This window comes from Erwinia sp. MMLR14_017, assembly GCF_033657285.1.
Classification (GTDB): domain Bacteria; phylum Pseudomonadota; class Gammaproteobacteria; order Enterobacterales; family Enterobacteriaceae; genus Erwinia.
Genome location: NZ_JAWVWP010000003.1, coordinates 146,782 through 171,278 on the forward strand (window position 1 = coordinate 146,782; position 24,497 = coordinate 171,278).

Here is a 24,497-nt window from a genome sequence, read left to right on the forward strand (position 1 = left end):
CTCTCAGGAGCAGAGTGAAGTCCGTTGTTATTACTCACAAACCTGCTCACCGGCGCTCTGCACAGTATTATTTCCCTTCACGGCAGGCATTGCTGAGTTAATCAGCCCAAATCCAGCCCGAATTTTCTGTGGCTAACCGCCGGGAATAACTGTGGAGTTTTTCGCGGGAAAAAGACGCCAAAAGGGAGGGGGAGAGGCCGGGTAAGTTCAGCTGCTGTTGCTGCCAGTGCGCCAGGCATTGCGCTGGGGTTTTGATTGCCTGGCCGGGAAGGGCAGCGATCAAAATAGCGGATTTTTTTTGCAGCTCTTCTTCAGTGACATCAGCAATAACGTCGGGCATAGCGCGGATAAAATTCACGATATGTTCCTTAAGCTCTCTGCTGGTCAGCGTGGGCGACTGAAGCGCAAACAGCAGGCCCGCCTCACCGGCAGAGTGATGATACCGGCAGCTCACCACGTAGCCGATATTCAGCTCAACCCGCAGCCGCTGGAAAAATTCCGGCTCGTAGAGCGCCGCCAGCAGTTGCCATGCGGCCAGACACTCTGCTGTGTGGTCGATCAGCGGACAGAACAGCAGCAGGGCCGCCTCGTCGCCAGTTGTTGCCGCTGGCGGGGAAATGTTTGCCAACAAAGCAGCGCCTTCGCCCTCTCTCTTTACTGAGGCTGGCCGGGTTTGCTGTGGCGATGAGTAGGAGGCTCCCGGCAGAGGCCCAACCGGCCAGCGGGAAAGCAGCCTTGAAATTGCCGTCTGCAATGCTGCATCGCCGCCGTAAAGTGTGGCTTGCCACGGCACTGCCGACAGGCTGGACGCACCGTAACAGGCTAACGGGGATATCTCTGCCTGGCTTGCAGCAACAGGCTGAGGATCGCCCACGGTACCCTTTGCTCTTGTTCTGGGCATCGCTTTCGCAGGTGAACTTATCAGCTCAGGCAGGCGGGCCAGCATCGCGCGGATAGCAATATCCGCCGACTGCGACTGCATCGCCTGGTGATAACGTCGCTTGCCCTGTGAAATCGTCGCGGGGGAGAGAGTAGCAAGCGCGTCGATGGCCGCTGCAAGCATGGTCAGCAACAGATCCGGCGTTGCGCTGAGCTGAAGCAGCCAGATACCCTGCTGTTGCGCAAAACTCAGCTCGCCGCCCTGGTGCAGAGAGTGGCCGATAACCGGTTGCAACGCCGCCTCTACCAGCGCTGCGGCCTGGCGCGATAAGGAGTCAGCCGCAGGATTAAGCAGCAGCACAGGCTGGCAGAAGGCGGGGAAATGCCTCAGCGGCGCCTGTTCATCGGGCAGAGAAGGCAGCGTGTCGGTTTCTCCGGCGGCATAAAACGTCATTTCCGGCCCGTTGCCGAGAGGGCTTGATTGCCAGTCAACAGCACCGCTATGCAGCGTGAAACCCTGCAACTGCACAGGGCTGGCATCAACGCGGGATGAGGTCCAGAGTGCCGTCAGCTTTTCCGGCTCAAGCTCTGACAACAGTGCCTGCCACCGCTCTGTCAGTGGGACATCCGCCGTGGGGGGAACGAAACCAAAGGCGCGCGCCCGCAGCTGGTCCAGCGCAGAAAGCTGCGTAAAGCGACGACGCGCCAGAGCAGCGTAATGGCTGAGCAGATCTTCATTCAGCATGGTCAACTGCTGCACCCAGCGGCTGAACAGCGCCTCCACGACTGAAGGCGTGAAAACGGCTTCTGAGATCGAGATGCCACCCTTGCCGGATGCAGGTTTTAAGGCAGACAGGCTGAGCAGGGCTTCACCGATAGCCGGATCGACGGCGTCACAGAGTTCAAACTGCACGCTTATTAACGACTGGTGTGGAGCGCGGTAGGGTTCAAGCAGCGTTACGTCATCGGCCAGCCCCAACTCACGCAGCGTAGCCAGCAGGCTGCGTTCAGCGCTGTCCGTCAGCAGTTCGCGCAGCACAGCAAGCATTTCTGGCGTGCCAGAGACCGCAGCGCTGAGCTGAAGGCGTTCTGCGCTGGCGAGATGCAGACCATAATGGCGGGGCGAATTCAGAGTGAGCGGTTGAATTTCAGGTTCGCTGAGGGCAGGGAAAGAGGAGAAGATCGCGCCCATCTCTTCAGCAAGTTCAGCCAGCGCTGCAACGGACTGCGGCCCCTGAAGCCACAGCTCCAGCTTTTCAGCCCGGAAAAAGCGCTGGTGATAAGCCTGTAAGGCCTGTTGCAACGCCGCGTCGTCTTCACCGAAGGCAGCGCGATTGCCGACATGAAACGCATAAAGACGCTGAGGCGTGGCAAAGGCCTGGCTCAGCGCGGCTTCACACAGCGTCCCCGTATGGCGGGATAAGAGCTGGAACTCTGCATCAATGATCGCTACTTCCTGACGTACCGACTCCTGTGTCAGTAAGGGGCTGGCGAGCATATCTGTCAGCCGCCGCAAGCCCGGCCTGAATTTTTCCGGAGCTATGTCAAAAAACCAGGCGGTGTAGTGAGCCTGTGTAGTGGCGTTAAGCCTGGCGCCGTTTGCTGGCCCCCAGGCCATCAGTCGCTGCTGATCCTGATACCCTTCGCTACCGGCAAACAGAACGTGCTCCAGCAGATGCGCCAGGCCAGGCCACTCGCGCGGGCCGCCATGGCTGCCGGCAGCAAGCTGGATCAGCGCGGCGGCACGGCTGGCGTCAGGATCATGGATCAGATTGACCCGCAGGCCGTTTGCCAGAGTGATGCGCCGCACTGCCTGCATCTTCAGGCGCCCGTTTTGAAGATCAGCTGGGAGTTTGTGCGGTTGCGGAACTGAAGGTGGCTTATCTGCATATTGGTGCAGTTCGCCTGTTCGCGGGCCTCCAGGATCTTGCCGTGATGCGGAGACTTAGAGCAGACCGGATCGGTGTTGTCGGCGTTACCGGTCAGCATAAAGGCCTGGCAGCGGCAGCCGCCGAAATCTTTCTCTTTTTCTGAGCAGGAGCGGCACGGTTCCGGCATCCAGTCGAAGCCGCGGTATTTGTTGAAGCCGAACGACTCATACCAGATCTCCTGCAGCGAGCTTTCCAGCACCGAGGGGAACTGTACGGGAAGCTGGCGGGCACTGTGGCACGGCAGGGCGGTGCCTTCCGGCGTAACGCTCAGGAAGATGGCTCCCCAGCCGCCCATGCAGCCTTTGGGCCGCTCTTCATAGTAATCGGGCGTGACAAACAGCAGGTTAGCGAGGTTGCCGCTGGCGGTCATTTTCTCGCGGTAGCGGTGCACCACCTCTTCGGCGCGGGCAATCTGCTCCCGCGTGGGCAGCAGGCCTTCCCGGTTAAGCTGCGCCCAGCCATAAAACTGACAGGTCGCCAGCTCCACATCGTCCGCTTCCAGCTCAATGCACAGCTCAATAATGCGATCGATCTGATCGATATTATGGCGGTGCAGCACAAAGTTGAGCACCATCGGATAGCCATGCGCCTTCACCGCTTTGGCCATCGCCAGCTTGGTCTGGAACGCCTTTTGCGAGCCAGCCAGCGCCGCATTCAGCGTCTCATCGCTGGCCTGGAAACTGATCTGAATATGATCCAGTCCGGCTTCGGCAAAGGCATCGATCTTCTTCTCCGTCAGGCCGATGCCGGAAGTGATCAGGTTGGTGTAAAAACCGAGATCGCGCGCTGCACGGATCAATTCCGGCAGATCCTTACGCACCAGAGGCTCGCCGCCGGAAAAGCCCAGCTGCACGGCACCCATCTGACGAGCCTGTCTGAACACTTCAATCCATTGCTCTGTGGTCAGCTCCTTCTCCTGCTGGGCAAAATCCAGCGGATTAGAGCAGTAAGGACACTGCAACGGGCAACGATAAGTCAGTTCTGCCAGCAGCCAGAGCGGCGGATTGACCTGAGGATTAAGCTGGGTCACGGAAGATTATCCACTTTTGTTCGTAAGCCTGACCGAAAAACTCTTTTACATCCTCATCCACGCCGCCAGCGTCAGGAAACTGGGCGTTCAGTCCGGCAATCAGGTCGGCAACTGAACGCTTGCCATCCACCAGCTGTAAAATAGCGGTGGCGCTCTCATTCAGTTTTGCCATACCTTCCGGGTAAAGGATGACGTGGCAATCCTGCGCCTGTTCCCATTGCAGACGGTAGCCGCGACGGAAGGCGGGGATCTGCTGCTCGTTAATCACCATCACACTAATCTCTCTTTATGCCAGGACATCTTGTCGGTCACGGTGTGATAAGGCGGACGATGCAGCTCATAGGCCATGCTCATCGCATCCAGCATGCTCCAGAGAATATCCAGCTTGAACTGCAGGATCGACAGCATTCGCTGCTGTTTTTCCACGGTGGTGCAGTAGGTCAGCGCCAGCTGCAGGCCGTGCTCAACGTCGCGGTTAGCCTGGCTCAGGCGGCCACGGAAATAGCCGTAACCTTCAGCTTCTATCCACTTGTAGTGCTGCGGCCAGCTATCCAGGCGCGACTGGTGGATCTGCGGCGCAAACAGCTCGGTAAGGGAGCTACAGGCCGCTTCCTGCCAGACTGCCCGGCGGGCAAAGTTGACGTAAGCATCCACGGCGAAACGCACGCCGGGCAGCACCATCCGCTCAGAGAGCAAGACATCACGTTCCAGGCCCACCGCTTCGCCAAGGCGCAGCCAGGCTTCAATACCTCCTTCACTGCCTTCCTGACCATCGTGATCCAGAATACGCTGCACCCACTTGCGGCGGGTTTTCGGATCCGGGCAGTTCGCCATAATCGCCGCATCCTTCAGCGGAATGCTGGTCTGGTAGTAGAAGCGGTTCGCTACCCAGCCCTGGATCTGTTCACGCGTGGCCTTGCCGTTGTGCATCGCAATATGATACGGGTGATGGATATGGTAATAAGCGCCTTTGGCGCGCAAAGCCTGTTCAAACGCTTCGGGCGTCATCGGCTCTGCGGGAAAATTATCTGACATCATCTTCATCTCGTTAAAGGTCAATTACCATGCCGTCCCAGCTGACTTCAATGCCCAGCTGCGTCAGCATCTGACGTTCAGCGGACTCTTCATCCAGGATCGGGTTGGTATTATTGATATGAATAAGAATTTTACGCTCCGCCGGCAGAGAGGCCAGCAGGGCGATCAGCCCCTGCTCCTCTGCCAGCGCCAGGTGCCCCATATCCCGGCCGGTGTTGCGGCCCACGCCGGTGGTGGCTAACTCATTATCCTGCCACAGCGTGCCGTCAATCAGCAGGCAGTCCGCTTTTTGCAGCCAGCCCATTAGCTCGCTGTCCGGCTCACCCAGACCGGGCGCATACATCAGCGCCTTACCGGTGCGGGTATCTTCAATAAACAGCGCGATATTGTGGCCAGGCAGCGGCTTACCGCGCCATGCAGAGTAGGGCGGGGCGTTGCTGAGTAAAGGAATAGCGGTAAATTTCAGCGCCGGACAGACGGCCACAGAGAAGGCTTCACCCGGCGTAATACCATGATGGATCAGGCCGCCGTTCCAGTGCGTCAGCATGGTAAACACCGGGAAACCGGTGGTCAGGTCATCATGCACTTCTGGCGTGCACCAGACCTGGTGCGGACAGCCTTCACGCAGGCTCAGCAGTCCGGCGGTATGGTCAATCTGGCTGTCGGTGAGAATAATCGAGCCAATCGCCGTGCCGCGCAGCACATCTTTTTTAATCAACGCAGGCGTGGCGGCCAGCTGATGGGCAATATCGGGTGAGGCGTTGCACAGCACAAAGTTGATGCCGTCATCGCTAAGAGCTATCGAAGACTGTGTCCGCGCCGAGGTTTTCAGGGTGCCATTACGCACGCCCTGACAGTTTCGGCAGTTGCAGTTCCACTGTGGGAAGCCGCCACCCGCCGCAGAGCCGAGAACGTTAATCTGCATGTGTAGACCAGGAAAAGAGAAGAAGATGCCCACAGCAGGCCGTGGGCATAAGGGATTAACGGTTGGAGATGTACAGCGTCACTTCCAGACCTAAGCGTAAATCAACAAATTTAGGTTTAGTCCACATGGCGGGATCCTCTCAGTGTTAATGAAAAATCAAACGTTCTGCCCTGTTAAGTTCGGCAGGTAATGCGCTTGTTGTCAAATATCGAAAATTTGGCGCACAAATGTTGCGCCTAAGCTTATACGATATCAACCCTGTAAGCAGCAGGGTTACCGGATAAATGAGCACTAAATGTTCCATATGGTTCATTCACCCCAGGTTTTTCTGAGTACGGCTACCCAGTTGCGCCAGCAGATTTTTTCAATCAGCTTCGCGGAATAGCCTGCCGATTCCATGGCTTCGATCAGGCGCGGCAAACCGGCTACATCTTGTAGGGCATCCGGCACGCTGATGCCATCAAAGTCTGAGCCAAAGCCGACGCGATCCTCCCCAAGAATAGCCATCAACCCTTCGAGGTGACGAAGTATCTGCCCCAGCGGCGTATCGCCGTCGCGTTTACCGTCGGCGCGCAGGAAAGCGTTGCCAAAATTGACGCCAACAAACCCGTCGCTTTCCGCAATGGCCCGCAGCTGGGCGTCAGTAAGATTACGCGGCTGGGGACAAATTGTATGGACGTTTGAATGGGTGGCAACCAGCGGTGCATTACTCTGCTCAGCGGTTTGCCAGAAGGCTTTTTCATTCATGTGGGAAAGATCAATCAACAGCTTTTTCTGGTTGCAGGTGCGCAGCAGCTTCAGCCCCAAAGGGGTCAGCCCTTCGCCGCTGTCGGGCGAGCCGGGAAAATTGCCGGTAACGCCTGTGCCAAAGCGGTTCGCCAGGTTCCACAGCGGGCCTGCGCTGCGCAGCCCGGCCGCTATCCAGCTCTCCAGCTGGCTGAGCTCTTCATCCAGCGCCTCCGCCCCTTCAATATGCAGCACCATCGCCAGCACGCCCTGCTGGATGCACTGCTCAATCTCCGCCGCCGTGCGGCAAATTTTCGCACCGCCTGCGCTTTCCGCTGCAATTCTGTGCAGCAAGGCGATTTGGGCTTCAGTGATAGCTAAGGGATCGTGTCGCGCCTCGTCATAAGCTTCGCTGCCTTGCTTAACGAATTGCGCGGGCGGGACAAACACGGCAAAGAGTCCACCCGCAAAGCCGCCCTGACGAATACGGGCCATATCCAGATGCCCCGGAAGAGAACCGTGCAGAAAACGCGCCACAGGGTCCTGTTCAGCCGGCAGCCAGAGGCGTAGCAACAGATCGTTGTGACCGTCAAAAACCGGCAGGCGTGGGGCAGAGGAAAGTTGGATCATGGCTAATGGGCAGCTCGGTAACTTGCGGTGATTGACAATAATCTGCCAGCGATCATACGCATTTTTCACCGGCCTGCGTCGTTAAAAAGTGCGGTCTCAGTAAACTGGATTGTTGCCCTTTCAGGCCATTACTCGTAAAGGATTTCGCCAGTTTCAGGTAATTCGCCAGTCAGGTCACTGCATGCTGAGCAGTGATATTGATACGACGTCAACATATCACTATAGTACTGAGTACGGATTTTAATGTTTCAGGGAAGAGAGTGGCCTCTGTAAGGAAGCAGGATGGATATTTTTGTTACCCGCGTTTTTGAAAGAAATCTCAGGAAGGCAGGGATCGAGGACAGCAAGCTTTGTAAGGCCGCAGGCGAGATCGTCCGTGGGCTTTTCGAGGCTGATTTGGGTGGGAATGTATTTAAAAAACGTATCCCGCTGGCATCCGGAAAAAGTGGTGGCGCGCGTTCTGTGGTCGCTTTTAAAGCCGGTAATAACCTCTTTTTCGTCAACGGCTGGACTAAAAAATCGGTCGCTGGCGGCGGTCACAAAGAGATATCTGACGCTGCTCTGGCGGGTTATCGTGACGCTGCCGCGCAGTTTCTTGCCTTTACGGCACAGAACATAAAAGACGCCATTCAAAAAGGTTTATTACGAGAGGTAAAATGCGATGGTGAACCATCTTAAAGATTTACAGGCAATAGCACACAGCTTTAATGAAATTGGCGCCTTCCCGGACGAAGCCGTCCAGCGTGCGGATGCCCGGGTAAAAGCACAGGAATTACGCGCAAAGATTTGGAAAGTGCATGTGATGACGGGCGCAGATATCCGGCATATGCGCGATCGTCTGGGCATCAGTCAGTCCTTTCTGGCTGAGGTGGTGAATATGTCTGTCGAGAGCGTTTCCAAATGGGAGCGTGGAGAGAAAAAACCTAACGGCGCAGCCTTGCGGACGCTCAATACGCTTGACCGTAACGGGCTGGAACTCTTTACGGAGTAGTCCTGAGCCAGCCAGAACGTAAATTAAAGGTAAATTTCCCCCTGGCATAGCGGGATGCGGCATGCTGGGTTCAGGGCTGACGCGCCGTCAGGCCGCTAATGAGCCTTACTTCCCTTGTTCTTACGTGAAAGGAGCACCGTTATGGCCCGGCTGACCGCGAAAGATTTCTCCCCTGAGCTGCTCGAAATTTACGACTATTACGTTCACGGCAAAATAAATAAGCGCGAGTTTCTCTCGCTGGCGGGTAAGTTTGCCGTCGGAGGGCTGACGGCCGCCACGCTGTTGACTTCGCTCAGTCCCAACTATGCGCTGGCTGAACAGGTAGAGTTTACCGACCCTGATATCCTGCCTGAGTACATCCATTATCCTTCGCCGAACGGTAATCAGAGCGTGCGCGGCTATCTGGTCCGGCCTGCCAGAGCCACCGGTAAGCTGCCCGCGGTGGTGGTAGCGCATGAGAACCGTGGCCTGAATCCCTATATTGAAGATGTGGCGCGACGCCTGGCCAAAGCTGGCTTTATTGCGCTGGCCCCGGACGGACTGAGCGTGATGGGCGGCTATCCCGGCAACGATGAGAAGGGCCGGGAGATGCAGGCGCAGATCGACCCCACCAGATTGATGAACGATTTCTTCGCGGCGATCGAGTTCATGATGCAGGATGAGCGAACCACCGGCAAAGTGGGGATCACCGGCTTTTGCTATGGTGGCGGCGTGGCGAATGCGGCGGCCGTGGCTTATCCCGAACTGGCAGCTGCCGTGCCATTCTATGGCCGTCAGCCGCAGGCGAAAGAGGTAGCCCGCATTAAGGCACCGCTGCTGATCCATTACGCCGGGCTCGATACGCGCATCAATGAAGGCTGGCCAGCTTACGAGGCGGCGCTGAAAGCGGATAACAAAGTTTACGAGGCGCATATCTATCCGCAAGTGAACCACGGCTTCCATAACGACTCTACGCCACGCTATGATAAAAAAGCGGCTGAGCTGGCCTGGGAGAGAACGCTGGGCTGGTTTACTCAATATCTGGCCTGACGGTGGCTCAGGATACGGGCAGGCAGGAAAGCCCGCCCGACTGGCTAATTCCTGGTTTACTGGCGCTGTAGCACGCTAAACAGCCATCTGAGCAGTATGCCGCTGGCTCTGTTCTGCACGAAGCGCGCCGGGCGTTTTGCCTACGGTGCGCTTAAAGGCGCGGCTGAAGGCGGCCAGAGAGCCGTAACCCAGACGCCAGGCGACCGTTTCAATCGCTTCGCCATCCCGTCCAATCCACTGCACCGCCAGCTGCATCCGCAATTCCGTCAGATAACGCACCGGGGTCATCCCTGTCACCGCCAGAAAACGCTCGGCAAACACCGATCTGGAGCTGCCCATTTCCGCTGCCAACTTTGCCACAGTCCAGTTTTTGCCGGGTTCCCGGTGCAGAGCAACCAGCGCTTTACCCAGACGCGGGTCGCGCAACGCCTGAAGCCAGCCTCCGGCATCGCCACAGCCAGCCTCCACCCAGCCCCGAACGATAAACGAAGCCACTACGTCTGCCAGCCGGGAGAGGATACTTGCGTATCCCGCCCGTCGGCTCAACGACTCGCGCTCCATCGCTTCCAGCATCGGCTGCACTTCAGGGTATTTATGCATCAGCGTATCGGCCAGCAGCACCTCTGGCATTGCGCTGACCAGCATCTGCATGCCGCCCAAATCAAACTCCATGCAGCCGCTGAAAACCAGGGCAGCGGGTTCATCCGGCGACTCCTGCGTACACGCCTTTACGCAGCAAACGTTGCCGCAGACCGGCGTGCTGCTGAAGGCATGAACATCCTGGCAGGGGACATCAGGGGAGGAGAGCAACACGTGGTCAATGCCGTGGGGCAGCAGTAACGCATCGCCCGTATTCAGTACATAGAGTCTGCCGCTGTGGGTGCGCAGCATCACCGGCCCACGGCTGACAAAATGAAACTGCGCCCGACCCGGCGCGCTGTCAAATCCTACGCCGAACGGGGCCGCCAGCTCAATTCGTCGGTACTGTACGCCCAGCAGGCGCATACCTGAGAGCAGTTCACTGGCAAGATCGTGCGTTTCCGCTGACATGGTTTCTTCCCGTTCCGGACGATTAATCAATAATTACGGATTATACATCATAGACCATCCGGGGCGAGCCTTATAGGCTGTATACTCTTCACCTCCAATGGAAGCAAACCATGAACGCAGTACAACAGGCCAGTACGGCACAGAAAAAGCCCCAATGGGGCGCAGTATTTTCGATGGCGCTTGGCGTGTTTGGGCTGGTGACGGCAGAATTTCTGCCGGCCAGTCTGTTAACGCCGATGGCCGCCAGCCTTGGCGTGACGGAAGGCGTGACCGGGCAGGCGGTCACCGTAACGGCCATCTTCGCGCTGCTCACCAGCTTCTTTAGCGCCTCCGCCACCCGCAAGCTGGATCGCCGTGGCGTGATGCTGCTGTTTTCGCTGATGCTGATTGTCTCTAATTTGCTGGTGGCTTTTGCCCCTAACCTGACCTTTATTCTGGTGGGTCGGGTGCTGCTGGGCATTGCGCTGGGTGGCTTCTGGACGCTGGCGGCGGCCACCACCATGCGGCTGGTGCCGGAAGCGATGATCCCGCGTGCGCTCTCAATTGTGTTCAGCGGCGTGTCGGTGGCGACTATTGTGGCGGCACCTATGGGCAGCTATTTTGGTCACCTGCTCGGCTGGCGTAACGTGTTTGTTGCCGCTTCACTTATTGGCGTGGTGGGGCTGCTCTGGCAGATTGTCGCGCTGCCAAAAATGCCGCCGCATCTCTCTGGCAATGGCAGCTCGCTCTTCTCGCTGATGCGCCGTCCGGGTATGCAAACCGCGCTGCTGGCTATTATTCTGGTGTTTTCCGGGCACTTTGCCTTCTTCACCTATCTGCGTCCCTTCCTGGAGAGCGTGACCGGCGTAGGCGTCAACGGGCTTTCCGCCATCCTGCTGGGCTTTGGCGTGGCGAACTTTGCCGGAACGCTGATTGCGGGCGTGCTGCTTGAACGCAATCTGCACCGCACCCTGATTGCCATGCCGCTGGCAATGGGCATTTTGGGCGTCGGCCTGGTCGTCATGGGTTCCGCGCCGCTGGTGGATGCGGTGCTGGTAGCGCTTTGGGGAATGGCGTTTGGCGCGGTGCCGGTTGGCTGGTCAACCTGGATTACCCGTACCATGCCGGATGAAGCGGAGAGCGGCGGCGGTCTGCTGGTCGCTTCCATTCAGCTGGCCATTACCATTGGCGCGGCAGCGGGCGGGGTGATCTTTAACGTTACCGGGGCGAAAGGGGTATTTATGGGGAGCGCAGTGGCTTTGTTGATTGCCACGCTGACCATTTACGCCGCCTTAAGAGCCAAACCGGTGATGGCATAAAGAGCGCTATGCGGCAGTGAGGAAAGTTCCCGCTGCCGCACTACTTATCTCAGGCAACAAAATCCCTCTGCAACCGCTACTGCGTCTCGGGTCACCGGAACAGCGGCGCTATTTCTTGTCAATATGCCCCAAATCCCGCTCCGGAAAACAATAATTCCGCACGCGCTGCTTCAGCTCTTTGGCTTCCGGGAAGCCGCCATCGGTTTTGCGATCCCAGATGATCTGCTCATCAATTTTAATCTGATAGATGCCGCCGGTACCGGGCACCAGGCTGACGGAACCCAAATCCGTGCTGAAGGTGTGTAGCAGCTCTTGTGCCATCCAGCCTGCACGCAGCAGCCAGTTACATTGAGCACAGTAGTGAATAGTGATGGCGGGTGCGGTTTTCATAGCAATGCCCTGACGCGGGAAAGGATCGCTATTTTCCGGCGGGTAGCCTACTGGTGTCAAGATAACCCCAGGCGTTACGCTGGTTGAAATGTGAATAAATTATGGAGGTTATTGATATAGAGAATCGATCTCATTATCATTCGCATTATAAACTGTCTATGGAATGATAACTCGGGCGCGGAAGGCGCACTTTTTTTTCGCAGCCACTTTGGACTGCGGCCGCAATGTATGAGTCGATACTAATAAAGAATAAAGGCTTACTTAAATGCGAACTTCTCAGGGCTTTATTAAAAATAGCGTGCTGTTTGGCACGCTGGTTACCACTGGTTTCAGCATCGCTGCTGAATCTTCCTCCTCTGCACTCCTGCCTGAAGCCACGGCCACGCCGCTGGCCATTTCAGCCAGTAAAAGCAGTCAGGCAGAAGCTGTCATGACGGTCACTGCGCCAGAGCCGGAAAAAAAGGCGGGCAGCAGCACGACCATTACCGCTGCCGACATGCAGAGAAAGGGCACCACTGACTTCGGCTCCGTGATGCGCTACGAGCCGTTAATCAGCGCCACGGGCGTCAGCGGAGGATCTTCCTCAGGTAAAAGCGGTTTCGATCGCAGCGGTTACACCGGCTATAACATTCGCGGCCTGGAAAGCAACAGAGTGGGGCTGGAGGTTGACGGCATTCCTCAGCCGGACGCCACTGGCCGCAGCTACGTCAGCCGCGCCGGACTCAACACTTTTGGCATTGGGCGTGATTATCTGGACCCTTATATGTACGGGCAGGTGGATATTGAGTCTGGTGCAACCTCCACCGCTAAGGCTAATACGGCTATCGGCGGGGCGGTCTCCTTTATGGCAAAATCGCCCGATGACTATTTGTCGCCTTATAAACCAACTTACTTCGGTTACCAGACGGATTACGATTCCGCTAATCGCGGCTGGCACAACGGCCTTACCGCCGCCGCTGGTGATGAAACGCTGCGGGGCATTTTTGTCTACAGCCGCCGTGACGGGCAGGAAACGCGTAATAACAGCGGCACCCTGGATGCCTACCCGGCTAACTGGCACTCCAACGCGCTGATGGCTTCCGGCATCTGGCAGCCCAACGATGAGCACAAGCTGACCGGCACGGTTGATTACTACGATAAAACCAACCACACCCATTACGATACGTGGGATTCAGGCGGAAGTTCGATTCTGGGCACCTCTCAGCAACAAAGTAACACCCGCCGCTGGGGCGTCAGCCTGAAGGATGAATGGACGCCAGCTAACGCCTCTATCGACAGCCTGACCAGTAAAGTTTACTACCAGCAGACTCAGGCGCATGACAATACCCGGATGCCAACCAGTGCTGGCAGCATGGAGCGTGTTTACTCCAATTATGATGTCGATACTTACGGTTTCGAAACGCAGGTGATGAAAAGCCTGGGAAGGCATGAGTTGAGCGGCGGACTTAACGGGCGCATCACGGAGACGCAGCGTCCGTTCCGTCAAGAGCCTGCGCCGAGCGTTTATAGCGTAATAATGCAGCCGGAATCGGATAGCCGCAGCTATGCGCTTGGAGGCTTTGTGCAGGATAAAATCCAGTTCGATCTGGGTGGTCATGGTTTTGATATTGTGCCCGGCGTGCGCGTGGCTCACCAGACTACCAAACCCGAGAATCTCTCCAGCCTGGCCTCCGGCAGCAGCGTGCTGGATGAATCTCAACTGAACAGGCTCTACGGCAAAGAGAATTCAGATACGCAGGTTCTGCCATCGCTGAGCTTTGACTACGCCATCACGCCTTCGCTGATGACTTATCTGCAGTATAAGCGTGGCGCGCAGTTCCCTAATGCCAGCCAGCTGTATGGTTCCTGGAACCTGGGCTCCAGCTATGCCGGCACGGCACAGTATGCGCTGATTGGCAGCAGCGATCTCAAGACCGAAACCAGTAACAATCTGGAATGGGGTATGAAAGGCCAGGTGGCAGAGGGGATATCGCTGAAGACTGCACTGTTCTATAACACCTATAAAAACTTCATTGCTTATACCCGCTATACCCGTGCAGGCAGCCCGTCACGCTTCACCAATATTCCGTCAAATATCTACACGGTTTATCAGGCAGAAAATCGTGATAAGGCGTATATCTATGGCGGCGAAATCTCAACGAAACTTAACTTCGGCACCTGGTTTGAGCAGGTTAACGGACTGAGCGCCACTTTTGCCCTGGGGTACAGCGAAGGGAAATCGAAATCGAGCTACTCCGGCGACAGCTATGTGGATCTCGACAGCGTAGCGCCGATGAAAGCGATCCTGGGCATAGCGTGGGATGACCCGGCAAAACGCTATGGCGCTTCGGTTACCGCCACCTTTGTGAAGGGCAAACAAGCCACCGCTACCAATCGCGAAAGTTTTAACAACAATGCCGGCAGTTCGCTGAGTGATTCCAGCGAAGAGTACATGCGCGTACCTGGCTACGGTATGGTGGACATGACGGCATACTGGCAGGTGGCAAAAAATGTCAAAGTCAGCGGCGGGATCTACAACCTGACTGACCGCAAATACTGGGACTATCTCAGCAGCCGTGAGCTGACCGAAAGCACTAATCAGGATGCTTATGATAAGGCGCTGGCAGTGATGCCTGGCCGTACTTATCAGCTTGGTGTAAATATCGATTTCTAAAACCGCCTTACTCATTATCAGCTTGCCCTGCCCCCGCAGGGCCAAAAGGAGAGCAAATGGACATGACTACCCAATACCAGCGATATCAGGCGTTAAAAGCAGAACAGCCCAAAAAATATGCCCGCGATCTGGCCGGTTTGCTGGGGATCAGCGAAGCTGAACTGACGCATGCACGAACGCTTGACGATGCCGTGGCGCTGCGTCCTGACTTCAGCGAGCTGCTTAAATCACTGGAAGCGGTGGGTGAGACCAAATCCATCACCCGCAACGCTTATGCGGTACATGAGCAGGTAGGCCGCTATGAAAATCTGCATCTTGGTGGCCACGCTGGGCTGATCCTCAACCCGCGCGCGCTCGACCAGCGGCTGTTTCCTTCACAATGGAAAAGTGCCTTTGCGTTGACAGAGAAAAGCGAACGCGGCGACCGCCACAGCATGCAGATTTTTGATGCGCATGGCGACGCGGTGCTGAAAATTTACGCCACGGCGAACACGAATATGGCAGCCTGGCACTCGCTGGTTGCCCTCTTTACGCTGGCTGAAACACCTGAACTTAACGTCACGCCTGCAGTTCCGCTGAGCTATGCCAGCCAGCCGGACGCGGCTGCCATTGAGCGGGAGTGGCGGGCAATGACCGATGTGCATCAGTTTTTCGGGCTGCTGAAGCGGCATAACATCTCCCGCCAGCAGGCGTTCCGCTCGGTAGCCAGCGACCTGGCGCTGAAAGTGGATAACAGCACGCTCAGCGAGCTGCTCAAGCTGGCGCAGGCCGACGGCAATGAGATCATGATTTTCATCGGCAACCGGGGCTGTGTGCAGATCTTCACCGGTGTGGTGGAAAAATTGATGCCGATGGAAAGCTGGATCAATATCTTCAACCCGACCTTTACCCTGCATCTGATGGAGCACAGCATCAACGAGAGCTGGATCACTCGCAAGCCGACGGCAAACGGCATGGTGACCAGTCTGGAGCTGTTTGCCGCCGACGGTACGCAGATCGCCCAGCTCTATGGTCAGCGAACAGAAGGTGAAGCAGAGCAGACCCGCTGGCGGGAGCAACTGGCCGCATTGACCGGTGCAGGAGAGGCGGCATGAGAGCCTGGCTGATTGCCCTGCTGGCGCTGCCCTTTTCGCTACTGGCCGAAGAGCGTGTGGTGTCGATAGGCGGCGATGTCACAGAGATTATCTATGCACTGGATGCTCAGCAAAATCTGGTCGCCCGTGATACCACCAGCCTGCAGCCCGCCGTGGCGACCAGACTGCCAAACGTTGGCTATATGCGTCAGCTTAACGCCGAGGGTATCCTGGCGATGAAGCCCACGCTGGTGATCGCCAGCGAGCTCTCCAAACCCTCCCTTGCATTGCAACAGATTGAGCAGGCGGGAGTGAAAGTCGTCACCGTTACCGGCAAACCTGAGCTGGGCGCCATTCACAGCAAGGTCGTGACCATCGCCGCAGCGTTGCACCGCGAAGAGCAGGGCAAGGTGCTGGAGGCTAAGCTGGAGAGACAGCTGGCTGGCATAGCGGAGAAACCGCTGCCGGTGAAGGTACTCTACATTCTTAATCATGGTGGCATGAAGGCGATGGGCGCAGGGAGCGACACGGCGGCTGACGGCGCAATCCGTAGCGCCGGGCTGCAAAATGCTCTGGGGAATATTCCCCATTACCAGCCGCTGACGCAGGAAGGCATTGTCGCCAGCGCGCCACAGCTGATTGTGATTGGCGCGGAGGGCCTGCACGCTCTGGGTGATGAAGAAAACTTGTGGAAGCTGCCGGGGCTGGCGCTGACGCCTGCCGGTAAGCAGCGCCGCGTGCTGGTGGTTAATGAAATGGCGCTGCTGGGCTTTGGCCTGCAAACGCCGGGTGCCATCGCTAAACTGCGGAAAGCGGCGGAAGCGCTGGCGCAATGAAAGCGGTTAACGTCCAGCGAAGCCTGCTGCTGATGGCCGTCCTTATGGGGGTGATGGTGCTGTTTGCCGCCAACATCGGCCCGATGCGGCTGACGCTGCCGATGGTGTGGCAGGCCCCGGCAGAAAGCATGGTATGGCAAATCTGGTGGACAATCCGTCTGCCGCGCGTGCTGCTGGCCGTGCTGGTGGGATCGGCGCTGGCCCTCTCTGGCACGGTGATGCAGGGGCTGTTTCGTAACCCGCTTGCCGACCCCGGATTATTAGGGATCAGCAGCGGTGCGGCTCTGATGGTCGCCTTTTCGCTGGTTATGCCGCTGGCATTACCCGCAGTGCTGTCGCTGTGGTGGCCGATGCTGGCGGCGTTTATGGGAAGTCTGGCGGTCACGGCGATCATCTTTACCCTGAGCCGCTATGGCCGCAGTTCACTTTCACGCCTGCTGCTGGTCGGCATTGCCATTAACGCGGTTTGCGGCGCGGCGGTGGGCGTTCTCTCCTGGATCAGTAACGATCAGCAGCTGCGTCAGCTCTCCTTATGGGGAATGGGTTCGCTGGGCCAGGCGCAGTGGTCCACGGTGCTGGTCAGCGCGCTGATTATCCTGCCCGCCACGCTGGCGGTTCAGGTTTATGCCAGGCGGCTGAATCTGCTACAGCTGGGTGACGAAGAAGCGCACTATCTGGGCGTGGACGTGAAGCTTACCCAGCGCACTCTGCTGGTGTTAAGTGCGCTGGTGGTGGCTGCATCCGTTGCTGTCAGCGGCGTTATCGGGTTTGTCGGGCTGGTAGTGCCGCACCTGATGAGAATGTGCATTGGCAGCGATCACCGCTGGCTGCTGCCGGGAGCGGCACTGGCTGGTGCCATACTGATGCTGATTGCCGATACGCTGGCCCGTACGCTGGTTTCCCCTGCTGAAATGCCGGTGGGGCTGCTGACCAGCCTGCTTGGCGCGCCCTGGTTTCTCTGGCTGATAATGCGCCGGACGGGGGCAGGCAATGAGTGAACTACTGCGAGTTGGGCGGCGGCAGAAGGGGAGAGAAAGCCTGGCCACCTCAGCTGCACGACCTTTCTGGCAAGCAGGAGAGAAGCCATGAGCGATCGGTTACAGGCGCAGCGCCTTTCATGGCGCGCTGGCGAGCGGCTGCTGATTGATGATGTTTCCCTGACCCTGCGCGCCGGGGAGATGGTTTCACTGATTGGCCCCAACGGGGCGGGCAAGTCCACGCTGCTGCGGCTGCTGACGGGCTATCTCTCGCCCGATACTGGCGTTTGCCTGCTGGAGGGCAAGCCGCTGACAAGCTGGTCGCGTGAGCAGCTTGCCCGTAGCCGGGCGGTGATGCGCCAGCAAAGCCACGTTGAGTTTCCACTCCCCGTCCGGGATGTGGTGGCGATGGCGCGAGCGCCCTGGACCACAAGGGATGCGCAGGCGATTGTTAACCAGGTAATGGCGTTAACCGGCAGCGACGTGCTGGCAGAGAGAGATTATCGCTATCTTTCAGGTGGCGAGCAGCAGCGTGTGCAGCTTGCCAGGGCGCTGGCCCAGCTCTGGCATGACGACGGCCCCCGCGGCTGGCTGTTTCTTGATGAACCGACATCGGCGCTCGATTTATATCACCAGCAGCATGTGCTGCGGCTGCTGCATCAGCTTACGCGCCGCGGCAACCTCACCGTCTGCTGCGTGCTGCACGACCTGAACCTGGCGGCGTTGTGGTCAGACAGGCTGCTGTTGCTGCATGAGGGTAAACTGGTGGCAAACGGCACGCCGGAAGAAGTGATGAGTGAAGAGACGCTGAGGCGCTGGTATCAGGCCGATCTTAACGTGCATCATCACAGCCGTGACGCGGTGCCGCAAATCGTGCTGCGGCGCTAGCCTTCTGATCCTGTGAAATCAGAGCGCCATCAGCCTTTTAAGGTGGGCGGCCAGCTTGCGGGCGGATGCCTGGTCATCCTGTAGATTCCCTTCAGAGCTGAGGCAAGACCTTTTTAGATAGCGGCAGAGGTCGCAAACAGCACCTCGGCAGGCTGCGGGCGGCTGAGCAGGAAGCCCTGCAGCTTGTCGCAGCCCGCTTCCGCCAGCGTCAGGCGCTGCTGCTCAGTCTCGACGCCTTCTGCGGTCACCGACACTCCCAGCGAGTGGCCCAGCTTGATCACGGAGGAAACAATGGTGTCAGCCTGCTCCTGAATGCCCAGCAGCCGGATAAAGCAGCGATCGATTTTAAGCGTGTCGACCGGGAACTGGGTGAGGTAGCTCAGGCTGGAATAGCCCGTGCCAAAGTCGTCGAGCGCAATCCGGAAGCCTGCCGCTCTTAAAGTCTGAATGGTTTGCAACGCCTGCTGGTGATCTTCCAGCATCACCCCTTCCGTCACTTCCAGCTCTATCTGCCTGGGGTCCACGCCCTGCTGCTGCACAATCTCCTGCAGGCGTTCAATAAAATTGCCTGCCAGAAATTGCAGGGGAGAGACGTTCACCGACATACGCAGATGCGGGCAGCTTTTGGCGCGGCTGAGAGCCTGCTGCAATACCCAGTCACCCAGTTGAATAATCAGACCTGTCTCTTCAGCTATCGGAATAAAGTCTGTCGGTGAGATCGGCCCCAGCGTGGGGTGTTGCCAGCGCAGCAGGGCTTCAATCCCCAGCATCGTCTCGCCCGTGATATCCATAATAGGCTGATACCAGAGCGCCAGTCCCTGAGTGGTGTCCAGCGCCAGACGCAGCGCCTCCGCCAGCTGCTGACGTTTCATCAGCGTTTCGCCCAGCACCGGCGTAAACATATGGCAGCGCCCACGCCCTTCCGATTTGGCCGCATAAAGCGCGATATCAGCTTTACGCATCAGTTCCTGCCGCTCGGTACCCTGTTCTGGCGCCACGGCAATACCGATACTGACCCCCACCCACAGGCGATTGCCTTCCAGCATCACCGGCGTCGTGAGTTGTTCAATGATTTGCTGACAGAGCCGGACGAGCTGCTGCTCATTTTCCGGGCGATTCACCATCACCACAAATTCATCCCCTCCCAGCCTGCCAACCGCATCTTCAGGATGAAGCAATGCGGTAAGTCGTTTACTCACCTCAATAATTAACTCATCGCCGATATGATGCCCGTAGGTATCGTTGATCATCTTGAAGCGATCCAGATCCAGCAGCAGCAAGGCCACGCTGTCGCCGTCTGCAGCCAGCGTGCTTAACCGTCTGTTGATCTGTTCTCTCATTGCTGCGCGATTAGGCAAACCTGTCAGGACATCCTGCATCGCCAGCCGTTGGGCATGGGCTTCGCTGGCTTCCAGTTTTATCACTGACTCTGACAGCCTGAGCGAAGAGAACCACAGGCGGCGCGTCATTTTGATGCCCATCAGCGTTATCGCCATCATCGCCAGTAACACCAGCGGCCCGGTCACCATCAGCATCTGGCTGCCAGGCCGCATGGGTTGCCAGGAAACGTAGCTGACCGGGATCTTAAGGTGGGATTGCAGTAAAAAACCGGCGCTGTTTAACTGGTTTTCATCGCTGGGAATAAAGCGGAAATCGGTGACTACGCCACGGTGTTGCAGAAAATCGACAAAGCTGTAATGCAGATAACGGATAAAAATGAGTTTCTGACCGCCGCTCACCGGCACTTCGCCCAGGGCGATTTCCGCTACACGTCCGTTAAGGCGTATATAATCAGCGGTAAAAGCAGGAGAGGAAAGGGAAGAGCGGCGATAAAGCGTTGCGAGCCAGGGAGAAAGTTGCTGCTTAACGTCGAGGTAGTGATCTGAAGCGACCTGCTTGCCCGCCAGCCAGGCCACCAGCGGCTGGTTTTCTGCATTCAGCAGATAGACTTCATCATCACCTGCAAGGGTATTAAGCCAGTAACCAAATCGCTTGCTGCCTTCCCGTAACTGAGCGGTGAGTTCAGGCCAGGCAAGCAGGTTCTGATGCTGATGCAGATAGTCATCCAGGTGCTGGGCAAAAATGTTCTCAATCACCTGCTGCTGCTTCTCCAGCGCCCTGGCATTGCTTTGTGTGGTCACCCACCATGCAGTAAAAGCACAGGCGAGAAACGTAAACAGGATCACCAGGATCATCGGCGTCAGCACGTTGCTCAGGAAGTGGCGCCTTAGCGCCTGGCCGTGTTCGTTAATCATTTACTTTCCAGCAAAATCGATTCAGTCGCCATCTGAGACTGGCCTCACGAAGGTAAGACATTACCTCATTGTCGTTTATCGGCAAGCGATAACGCCTTCTTTAGTGGAGATTTTTTATCGGGCGAATTTTGTTTTATCGTTGAAAGTGGGCGCGAGATAAGCGTTGGCGGCCTGAGAAGGCCGCCGGGAGGAAAAAGGGTCAGGTTATTTTGAAATCATGCAGTGCATCGCGGTTGATTGCAATGCCCAATCCTGGCCCCGTTGGGATAGTCACACGTCCATGATGGTGAACGACAGGAACGCTCAAAATGGCCTGGCGAATGGGGTGCTCCGTGCGGTCAAATTCTAAAAGCGGCTCGGTGCAAGCCAGTGACAGTGGGGTATGAGAAGGTACCGATGCCATCCATTGCAGCGAGGCGGCAATGCCGATCCCGGTTCCCCAAACGTGCGGATTGACCCTGATGCCAAAGGCCATCGCCATATCGGCAATTTTTTTGCATTCAGACAGCCCTCCTGCGGAACAGATATCCGGCTGCAGGATATCCATTGCTCGCCGGGTCAGTATTTCCCGGAAGCCCTGCCGGGTGAATTCACACTCTCCGCCCGCTATCGGAATGGTAAGCGCGGCTTTTACCGCTTGATAACCAGACAAATCTTCAGGAGGAACGGGTTCTTCAAACCAACTGATATCTGACTCCTCTACCAGCCGCCCCAGCTTAATAGCGGAGACTGCATCATAAGCATGGTTAGCATCAATCATTAGGGCGACATCCGGGCCAATGGCTTCCCGCACGGCACGCGTTACTGCGACATCTTCCGCCACGCCAAAGCCTACCTTCAACTTTATGGCGCGGAAACCCTCTTTAACGTAGCCTGCCGCTTCTTCTGCCAGATAGGTCAGCGGATCGCCGTTTTTACGTCGGTACAACCCGGTGGCATACGCCTGAACATCATCACGCAGTGCACCGCCCATCAATTGGTAAGCCGGTGCATTAAAGTGTTTGCCGCGGATATCCCAAAGAGCGATATCAATGCCGCTGAGCCCCTGGATTAGCAGCCCTTTCTGACCGTGGTCACGGTAGCGGGCATAAATCTCCTGCCAGAGAAATTCTGTTCGCAGCGGGTCACAGCCAATCAGCGAGGTGGCAATTTCCTTTACCACAGCCTGCGTCATACGCGCTGGACCATAGCATTCGCCCCAGCCGGTATGGCCTTCATCGGTTTCGATCTCTACCAACATGGCGGTTCGGGTATCATACCAGGCGCGGGAATAGGCAAAGGGTTCCTGCAGTTTTGCAGCGAGCAAATGCGCAGTAATACGGGTGATTTTCATCGACATTTCCTTTAGCGGGTCGGGGCGAGCAGGTCATACATCACCTTGCCATCAAGCGTGGCGTGATCAAGACCAAGCAAATGGGCAATGGTGGCAGCCGGATCTACCATGCGATAAGGGCCTTTCAGCTGACGATCGCGGTAATAGCCCTGACGGATCCCTGCTCCACAGGCCAGCAGCACGCCGTAGTTAGAGGCCATGCTGGTTTCTGCAGTGGGTTTTTGAGGGCCGTGATTGGCTCCGGGCGTTTCCACGGCACAGATATCTTCCCCTGTCCGGCTGGTCCCCCAGACAAATCCGGCGTTATAGGCAAACACAATATCCCCCGCGCATTGCCCCCAGAAGCCGATGCCGACTGCATCATTTTTCAGTAATGCCAGGCTGACGGCATTACGCGCTCTACCTTTGTGCAGGATCTGCCAGCTACCCAGCGCCAACAGCACTTCCGCACAGACAGAATCGAAATCGTCTGCCATCACCCATCCCTGAGGTTCCCGTCCTTTGAGATTAACGAAAATTTCCAGGCCTCCGCGTTCATCTTTCAGGAAAACTTTACTCTGAGCGGGCAGCAAATCGCCGCGCTCGTCCAGCGTCACCAGCCCATGCTTTTGCAGATAGCGGTAGATATCGCACAGATATTCATTCGGCACGGCACCATGATCGGAAGCCAGCATCAGCGTGGTCTCGCTGTCCATTTCCTGCATCAGCTTGCCAATGCTGCTATCCAGCACTTTGTAGCAGTCGCGCATAACATCATCAAAGGTGGTTGCTTTTTCAGCCTGGTAAAAAGGCGAGACCGGATCGACAAAACCCAGACAATTGTGGTGGGACTCATCCGCAAGACGATGAACGGTCGCCCATAACGAAAAATCATGTTTCTGCGTCAGCCGCAGGGCGGTTTCGCTCAGCCATACCGACTGCTCATGCCCCTCCTGCAACGTGGCTTGCAGGTAATCTTCATTGGGTGAAGCTTTAACCACCCATTTGCTATAGAAAGGCCCGTATGCTTCCAGCAGTTCGTTGCCCAGCGTGGCATCACTGGCAATGCCAGCCTGCAAAATGACCTGACTCTGCAGAATTTCAATATCATTATTTGCCGGGTCGAAGCGCCCAACAAAGAAACGGACGCTGCCCGCTACACCGTATCCGTCCAGCTTTAGCCATTCGCTCCATTGACCTTTTTTCAGCGGGAAGAGCATGTCATTCAACCTTAGTTGAGGCTGGTGGGCGTCATTTTCTTCTACGGTGAACTTCAGCGCCGTACCCTGCTGAACGTTCATCATCAGCACCGTTTTTCCCTGCTCTTGCGTTAGCGGTTGCCATGCGCCTTTTTCGTGATAGGCCAGTGAAGAAGAGGGCGGCCAGCCCAGCTTTTGCTGCCGGACAGTTTTATTACCGGCGCGCTGCCCGAAACGTGTTGTGTGCCCCATCGGCTTACACTGTTCCGAAGGCCAGGTGGCTGCCCGTCCCCAGTAAGGAGCAAAACTGAAGTGAGGTGCTGTGGCTGCTACTGTTTCTGGAAAGTGGACCAGTGAGGCGCGTAATCCTTTATTCGTCATCAGCGAGAGTAAATTTCCCGTTTGCAGATTATCGGCTGGCTGGCCCTGGCCTATCCAGGAGGTTCCGGGACACTGACCGCTGAGAAATGTAACCCAGTTTACGTCGCCCCAGGCAGAGATAAACGGCAGCAGCTCACAGGCCGCCCCTTGGTGAAACATCTGCTGAATATGAGGCAACGCACCCTCTTCAGCATATCTTTTCAGCAGCGGCATGGTTAGCCCATCCACGCCAAAAACGATGACTTTGTGCATGCTATCTCCTCAGATAAGCGCCGGTTAAAGCGTACCGGACAAAGAAACAGATACCGACTGACCGTATAACGGTGTTTTATTGATGATGCAGTCGAGTATGCTGTTCATACTGCTTTGAATATGTTGTCGCATCGCCTGTTCGGCACGGTTTTCATCGCGTGCCAACAAGGCCTGAAAAATGTCACAATGTTCATAATAAGATTGCAGTTTGCGGCCCGGCAGGCGGCTGGCGATAATATGAAACTGGCGTAGCCGGTCGATATAGTTGGCCATGATGTTGTTGACGTAATGATTGTCGATGCAGGCAAATATCATCTCGTGAAGCGAGTCTCCCGGATCGCTGACTGCTGCTTCATCTTTGAGCAGACTGGCTTCAAGCGATGCCAGATAGTGCTGCATGTGATGGAGTTGTTCATCGCTCAGGCGATGGGTAGCATTGCGGGTAGAAATGCCCTCAAGCGCTTCCCGGATCATGAATAACTCCTGAATATCGCGTAGTTTTATCTCCGCAACGAACCAGCCTTTTCGGGGCGCAAGCTCGACGAAGCTCTCCTGCTGCAGCCGGTACAGCGCTTCACGGATAGGCGTCCGGCTCATCCCCAACTGTTCAATCAGCCACATTTCAGTGAGGGAACTTCCCGGTGAAATCTCCATATTAAGGATGCGATCTTTAATCTTCTCGTAAGCGATAAAACTCAACGATTTTTTGATATTGCCAGCGTCAACAGCAGACATAATGCTTCTCCGCGATTTGCTT

At 56.7% G+C, this 24,497-nt stretch carries 22 protein-coding genes; 9 read left to right on the forward strand and 13 right to left on the reverse strand.

The window, feature by feature from the left end; genetic code table 11:
- Positions 1–97 precede the first annotated feature (97 nt).
- The 7 genes from pqqF to SD961_RS06255 all read right to left on the reverse strand — a co-directional run bounded on the left by pqqF (position 98) and on the right by SD961_RS06255 (position 7,156).
- Positions 98–2,698, reverse strand: coding sequence for a pyrroloquinoline quinone biosynthesis protein PqqF (gene pqqF, locus SD961_RS06225; RefSeq protein WP_318789532.1), 2,601 nt, complete (start codon positions 2,696–2,698; stop codon positions 98–100).
- A 2-nt stretch (positions 2,699–2,700) separates the two neighbouring features.
- Positions 2,701–3,840: a pyrroloquinoline quinone biosynthesis protein PqqE gene (pqqE, locus tag SD961_RS06230; RefSeq protein ID WP_318789533.1), complete on the reverse strand. Its 1,140-nt coding sequence runs from the start codon at positions 3,838–3,840 to the stop codon at positions 2,701–2,703.
- Entirely contained in the window at positions 3,827–4,111 is a 285-nt protein-coding gene (gene pqqD, locus SD961_RS06235) for a pyrroloquinoline quinone biosynthesis peptide chaperone PqqD (RefSeq protein ID WP_412916659.1), read from the reverse strand. The genes pqqE and pqqD overlap by 14 nt, the downstream gene beginning before the upstream one ends.
- Positions 4,111–4,878, reverse strand: a complete 768-nt coding sequence (gene pqqC / locus SD961_RS06240; RefSeq protein WP_318789534.1) for a pyrroloquinoline-quinone synthase PqqC — start codon at positions 4,876–4,878, stop codon at positions 4,111–4,113. The genes pqqD and pqqC overlap by 1 nt, the downstream gene beginning before the upstream one ends.
- 10 nt (positions 4,879–4,888) lie before the next feature.
- Positions 4,889–5,800: a pyrroloquinoline quinone biosynthesis protein PqqB gene (gene pqqB, locus SD961_RS06245; RefSeq protein ID WP_318789535.1), complete on the reverse strand. Its 912-nt coding sequence runs from the start codon at positions 5,798–5,800 to the stop codon at positions 4,889–4,891.
- 55 nt (positions 5,801–5,855) lie between these two features.
- Complete coding sequence (pqqA, locus tag SD961_RS06250; RefSeq protein ID WP_071822147.1) at positions 5,856–5,927, reverse strand: pyrroloquinoline quinone precursor peptide PqqA; 72 nt, start codon at positions 5,925–5,927, stop codon at positions 5,856–5,858.
- Positions 5,928–6,109: 182 nt separating this feature from the next.
- The gene (locus SD961_RS06255) at positions 6,110–7,156 is read right to left on the reverse strand and encodes a dipeptidase (protein ID WP_318789767.1); all 1,047 of its coding nucleotides are present in this window, start codon (positions 7,154–7,156) and stop codon (positions 6,110–6,112) included.
- A 282-nt stretch (positions 7,157–7,438) separates the two neighbouring features.
- Here SD961_RS06255 and SD961_RS06260 point away from each other — a divergent pair, with 282 nt between their 5' ends.
- The 3 genes from SD961_RS06260 to yghX all read left to right on the forward strand — a co-directional run bounded on the left by SD961_RS06260 (position 7,439) and on the right by yghX (position 9,176).
- Positions 7,439–7,834 (forward strand): type II toxin-antitoxin system RelE/ParE family toxin, encoded by a 396-nt coding sequence (locus tag SD961_RS06260; protein WP_318789536.1) that lies wholly within the window; start codon positions 7,439–7,441, stop codon positions 7,832–7,834.
- On the forward strand, positions 7,818–8,147 hold the full coding sequence (locus SD961_RS06265; protein ID WP_318789537.1) for a helix-turn-helix domain-containing protein: 330 nt from the start codon (positions 7,818–7,820) through the stop codon (positions 8,145–8,147). Before SD961_RS06260 ends, SD961_RS06265 begins: the two co-directional genes overlap by 17 nt.
- Before the next feature lie 141 nt (positions 8,148–8,288).
- Complete coding sequence (gene yghX / locus SD961_RS06270) at positions 8,289–9,176, forward strand: YghX family hydrolase (RefSeq protein ID WP_318789538.1); 888 nt, start codon at positions 8,289–8,291, stop codon at positions 9,174–9,176.
- A 75-nt stretch (positions 9,177–9,251) separates the two neighbouring features.
- On the opposite strand, the gene SD961_RS06275 is transcribed toward yghX, so the two are convergent.
- Positions 9,252–10,226 carry an AraC family transcriptional regulator gene (locus SD961_RS06275; RefSeq protein ID WP_318789539.1) on the reverse strand — a complete coding sequence of 325 codons (975 nt, stop codon included), beginning with the start codon at positions 10,224–10,226 and terminating at the stop codon, positions 9,252–9,254.
- 110 nt (positions 10,227–10,336) lie between these two features.
- Between SD961_RS06275 and SD961_RS06280 the strand changes: the two genes are divergently transcribed.
- Positions 10,337–11,524, forward strand: coding sequence for an MFS transporter (locus SD961_RS06280; RefSeq protein WP_318789540.1), 1,188 nt, complete (start codon positions 10,337–10,339; stop codon positions 11,522–11,524).
- Between the two features lie 108 nt (positions 11,525–11,632).
- Here SD961_RS06280 and SD961_RS06285 read toward each other — a convergent pair whose 3' ends face one another.
- Entirely contained in the window at positions 11,633–11,914 is a 282-nt protein-coding gene (locus SD961_RS06285) for a SelT/SelW/SelH family protein (RefSeq protein WP_318789768.1), read from the reverse strand.
- 265 nt (positions 11,915–12,179) lie between these two features.
- On the opposite strand from SD961_RS06285, the gene SD961_RS06290 reads away from it, so the two are divergent.
- From SD961_RS06290 to SD961_RS06310, 5 genes are all read left to right on the forward strand, one after another.
- Complete coding sequence (locus tag SD961_RS06290) at positions 12,180–14,567, forward strand: TonB-dependent receptor domain-containing protein (RefSeq protein ID WP_318789541.1); 2,388 nt, start codon at positions 12,180–12,182, stop codon at positions 14,565–14,567.
- A 62-nt stretch (positions 14,568–14,629) separates the two neighbouring features.
- Positions 14,630–15,661, forward strand: a complete 1,032-nt coding sequence (locus tag SD961_RS06295; protein ID WP_318789769.1) for a hemin-degrading factor — start codon at positions 14,630–14,632, stop codon at positions 15,659–15,661.
- Positions 15,658–16,476, forward strand: a complete 819-nt coding sequence (locus SD961_RS06300) for a hemin ABC transporter substrate-binding protein (protein WP_318789542.1) — start codon at positions 15,658–15,660, stop codon at positions 16,474–16,476. Before SD961_RS06295 ends, SD961_RS06300 begins: the two co-directional genes overlap by 4 nt.
- Positions 16,473–17,474 carry an iron ABC transporter permease gene (locus SD961_RS06305; protein ID WP_318789543.1) on the forward strand — a complete coding sequence of 334 codons (1,002 nt, stop codon included), beginning with the start codon at positions 16,473–16,475 and terminating at the stop codon, positions 17,472–17,474. The genes SD961_RS06300 and SD961_RS06305 overlap by 4 nt, the downstream gene beginning before the upstream one ends.
- 87 nt (positions 17,475–17,561) lie before the next feature.
- Positions 17,562–18,341 carry a heme ABC transporter ATP-binding protein gene (locus tag SD961_RS06310; RefSeq protein WP_318789544.1) on the forward strand — a complete coding sequence of 260 codons (780 nt, stop codon included), beginning with the start codon at positions 17,562–17,564 and terminating at the stop codon, positions 18,339–18,341.
- Between the two features lie 113 nt (positions 18,342–18,454).
- Here SD961_RS06310 and SD961_RS06315 read toward each other — a convergent pair whose 3' ends face one another.
- The 4 genes from SD961_RS06315 to SD961_RS06330 all read right to left on the reverse strand — a co-directional run bounded on the left by SD961_RS06315 (position 18,455) and on the right by SD961_RS06330 (position 24,475).
- Entirely contained in the window at positions 18,455–20,596 is a 2,142-nt protein-coding gene (locus tag SD961_RS06315; protein ID WP_318789545.1) for a putative bifunctional diguanylate cyclase/phosphodiesterase, read from the reverse strand.
- 199 nt (positions 20,597–20,795) lie between these two features.
- A complete protein-coding gene (locus tag SD961_RS06320; RefSeq protein WP_318789546.1) occupies positions 20,796–21,929 on the reverse strand; it encodes a mandelate racemase/muconate lactonizing enzyme family protein in 1,134 nt (377 codons plus the stop codon).
- A gap of 11 nt (positions 21,930–21,940) precedes the next feature.
- Positions 21,941–23,740, reverse strand: coding sequence for an alkaline phosphatase family protein (locus SD961_RS06325; RefSeq protein ID WP_318789547.1), 1,800 nt, complete (start codon positions 23,738–23,740; stop codon positions 21,941–21,943).
- A gap of 24 nt (positions 23,741–23,764) precedes the next feature.
- Positions 23,765–24,475 carry a GntR family transcriptional regulator gene (locus SD961_RS06330; RefSeq protein WP_318789548.1) on the reverse strand — a complete coding sequence of 237 codons (711 nt, stop codon included), beginning with the start codon at positions 24,473–24,475 and terminating at the stop codon, positions 23,765–23,767.
- Positions 24,476–24,497 lie beyond the last annotated feature (22 nt).

Coding starts and splice junctions, on each gene's coding strand:
- SD961_RS06290 (WP_318789541.1), top strand. CDS start 12,180: ATGCGAACTTCTCAGGGCTTTATTAAAAATAGCGTGCTGTTTGGCACG.
- pqqB (WP_318789535.1), bottom strand. CDS start 5,800: ATGCAGATTAACGTTCTCGGCTCTGCGGCGGGTGGCGGCTTCCCACAG.
- SD961_RS06275 (WP_318789539.1), bottom strand. CDS start 10,226: ATGTCAGCGGAAACGCACGATCTTGCCAGTGAACTGCTCTCAGGTATG.
- SD961_RS06300 (WP_318789542.1), top strand. CDS start 15,658: ATGAGAGCCTGGCTGATTGCCCTGCTGGCGCTGCCCTTTTCGCTACTG.
- SD961_RS06285 (WP_318789768.1), bottom strand. CDS start 11,914: ATGAAAACCGCACCCGCCATCACTATTCACTACTGTGCTCAATGTAAC.
- SD961_RS06265 (WP_318789537.1), top strand. CDS start 7,818: ATGGTGAACCATCTTAAAGATTTACAGGCAATAGCACACAGCTTTAAT.
- yghX (WP_318789538.1), top strand. CDS start 8,289: ATGGCCCGGCTGACCGCGAAAGATTTCTCCCCTGAGCTGCTCGAAATT.
- SD961_RS06280 (WP_318789540.1), top strand. CDS start 10,337: ATGAACGCAGTACAACAGGCCAGTACGGCACAGAAAAAGCCCCAATGG.
- SD961_RS06305 (WP_318789543.1), top strand. CDS start 16,473: ATGAAAGCGGTTAACGTCCAGCGAAGCCTGCTGCTGATGGCCGTCCTT.
- SD961_RS06255 (WP_318789767.1), bottom strand. CDS start 7,156: ATGATCCAACTTTCCTCTGCCCCACGCCTGCCGGTTTTTGACGGTCAC.
- pqqF (WP_318789532.1), bottom strand. CDS start 2,698: ATGCAGGCAGTGCGGCGCATCACTCTGGCAAACGGCCTGCGGGTCAAT.
- SD961_RS06295 (WP_318789769.1), top strand. CDS start 14,630: ATGACTACCCAATACCAGCGATATCAGGCGTTAAAAGCAGAACAGCCC.
- SD961_RS06260 (WP_318789536.1), top strand. CDS start 7,439: ATGGATATTTTTGTTACCCGCGTTTTTGAAAGAAATCTCAGGAAGGCA.
- pqqC (WP_318789534.1), bottom strand. CDS start 4,878: ATGATGTCAGATAATTTTCCCGCAGAGCCGATGACGCCCGAAGCGTTT.
- SD961_RS06325 (WP_318789547.1), bottom strand. CDS start 23,740: ATGCACAAAGTCATCGTTTTTGGCGTGGATGGGCTAACCATGCCGCTG.
- SD961_RS06330 (WP_318789548.1), bottom strand. CDS start 24,475: ATGTCTGCTGTTGACGCTGGCAATATCAAAAAATCGTTGAGTTTTATC.
- pqqD (WP_412916659.1), bottom strand. CDS start 4,111: ATGGTGATTAACGAGCAGCAGATCCCCGCCTTCCGTCGCGGCTACCGT.
- SD961_RS06310 (WP_318789544.1), top strand. CDS start 17,562: ATGAGCGATCGGTTACAGGCGCAGCGCCTTTCATGGCGCGCTGGCGAG.
- SD961_RS06320 (WP_318789546.1), bottom strand. CDS start 21,929: ATGAAAATCACCCGTATTACTGCGCATTTGCTCGCTGCAAAACTGCAG.
- SD961_RS06315 (WP_318789545.1), bottom strand. CDS start 20,596: ATGATTAACGAACACGGCCAGGCGCTAAGGCGCCACTTCCTGAGCAAC.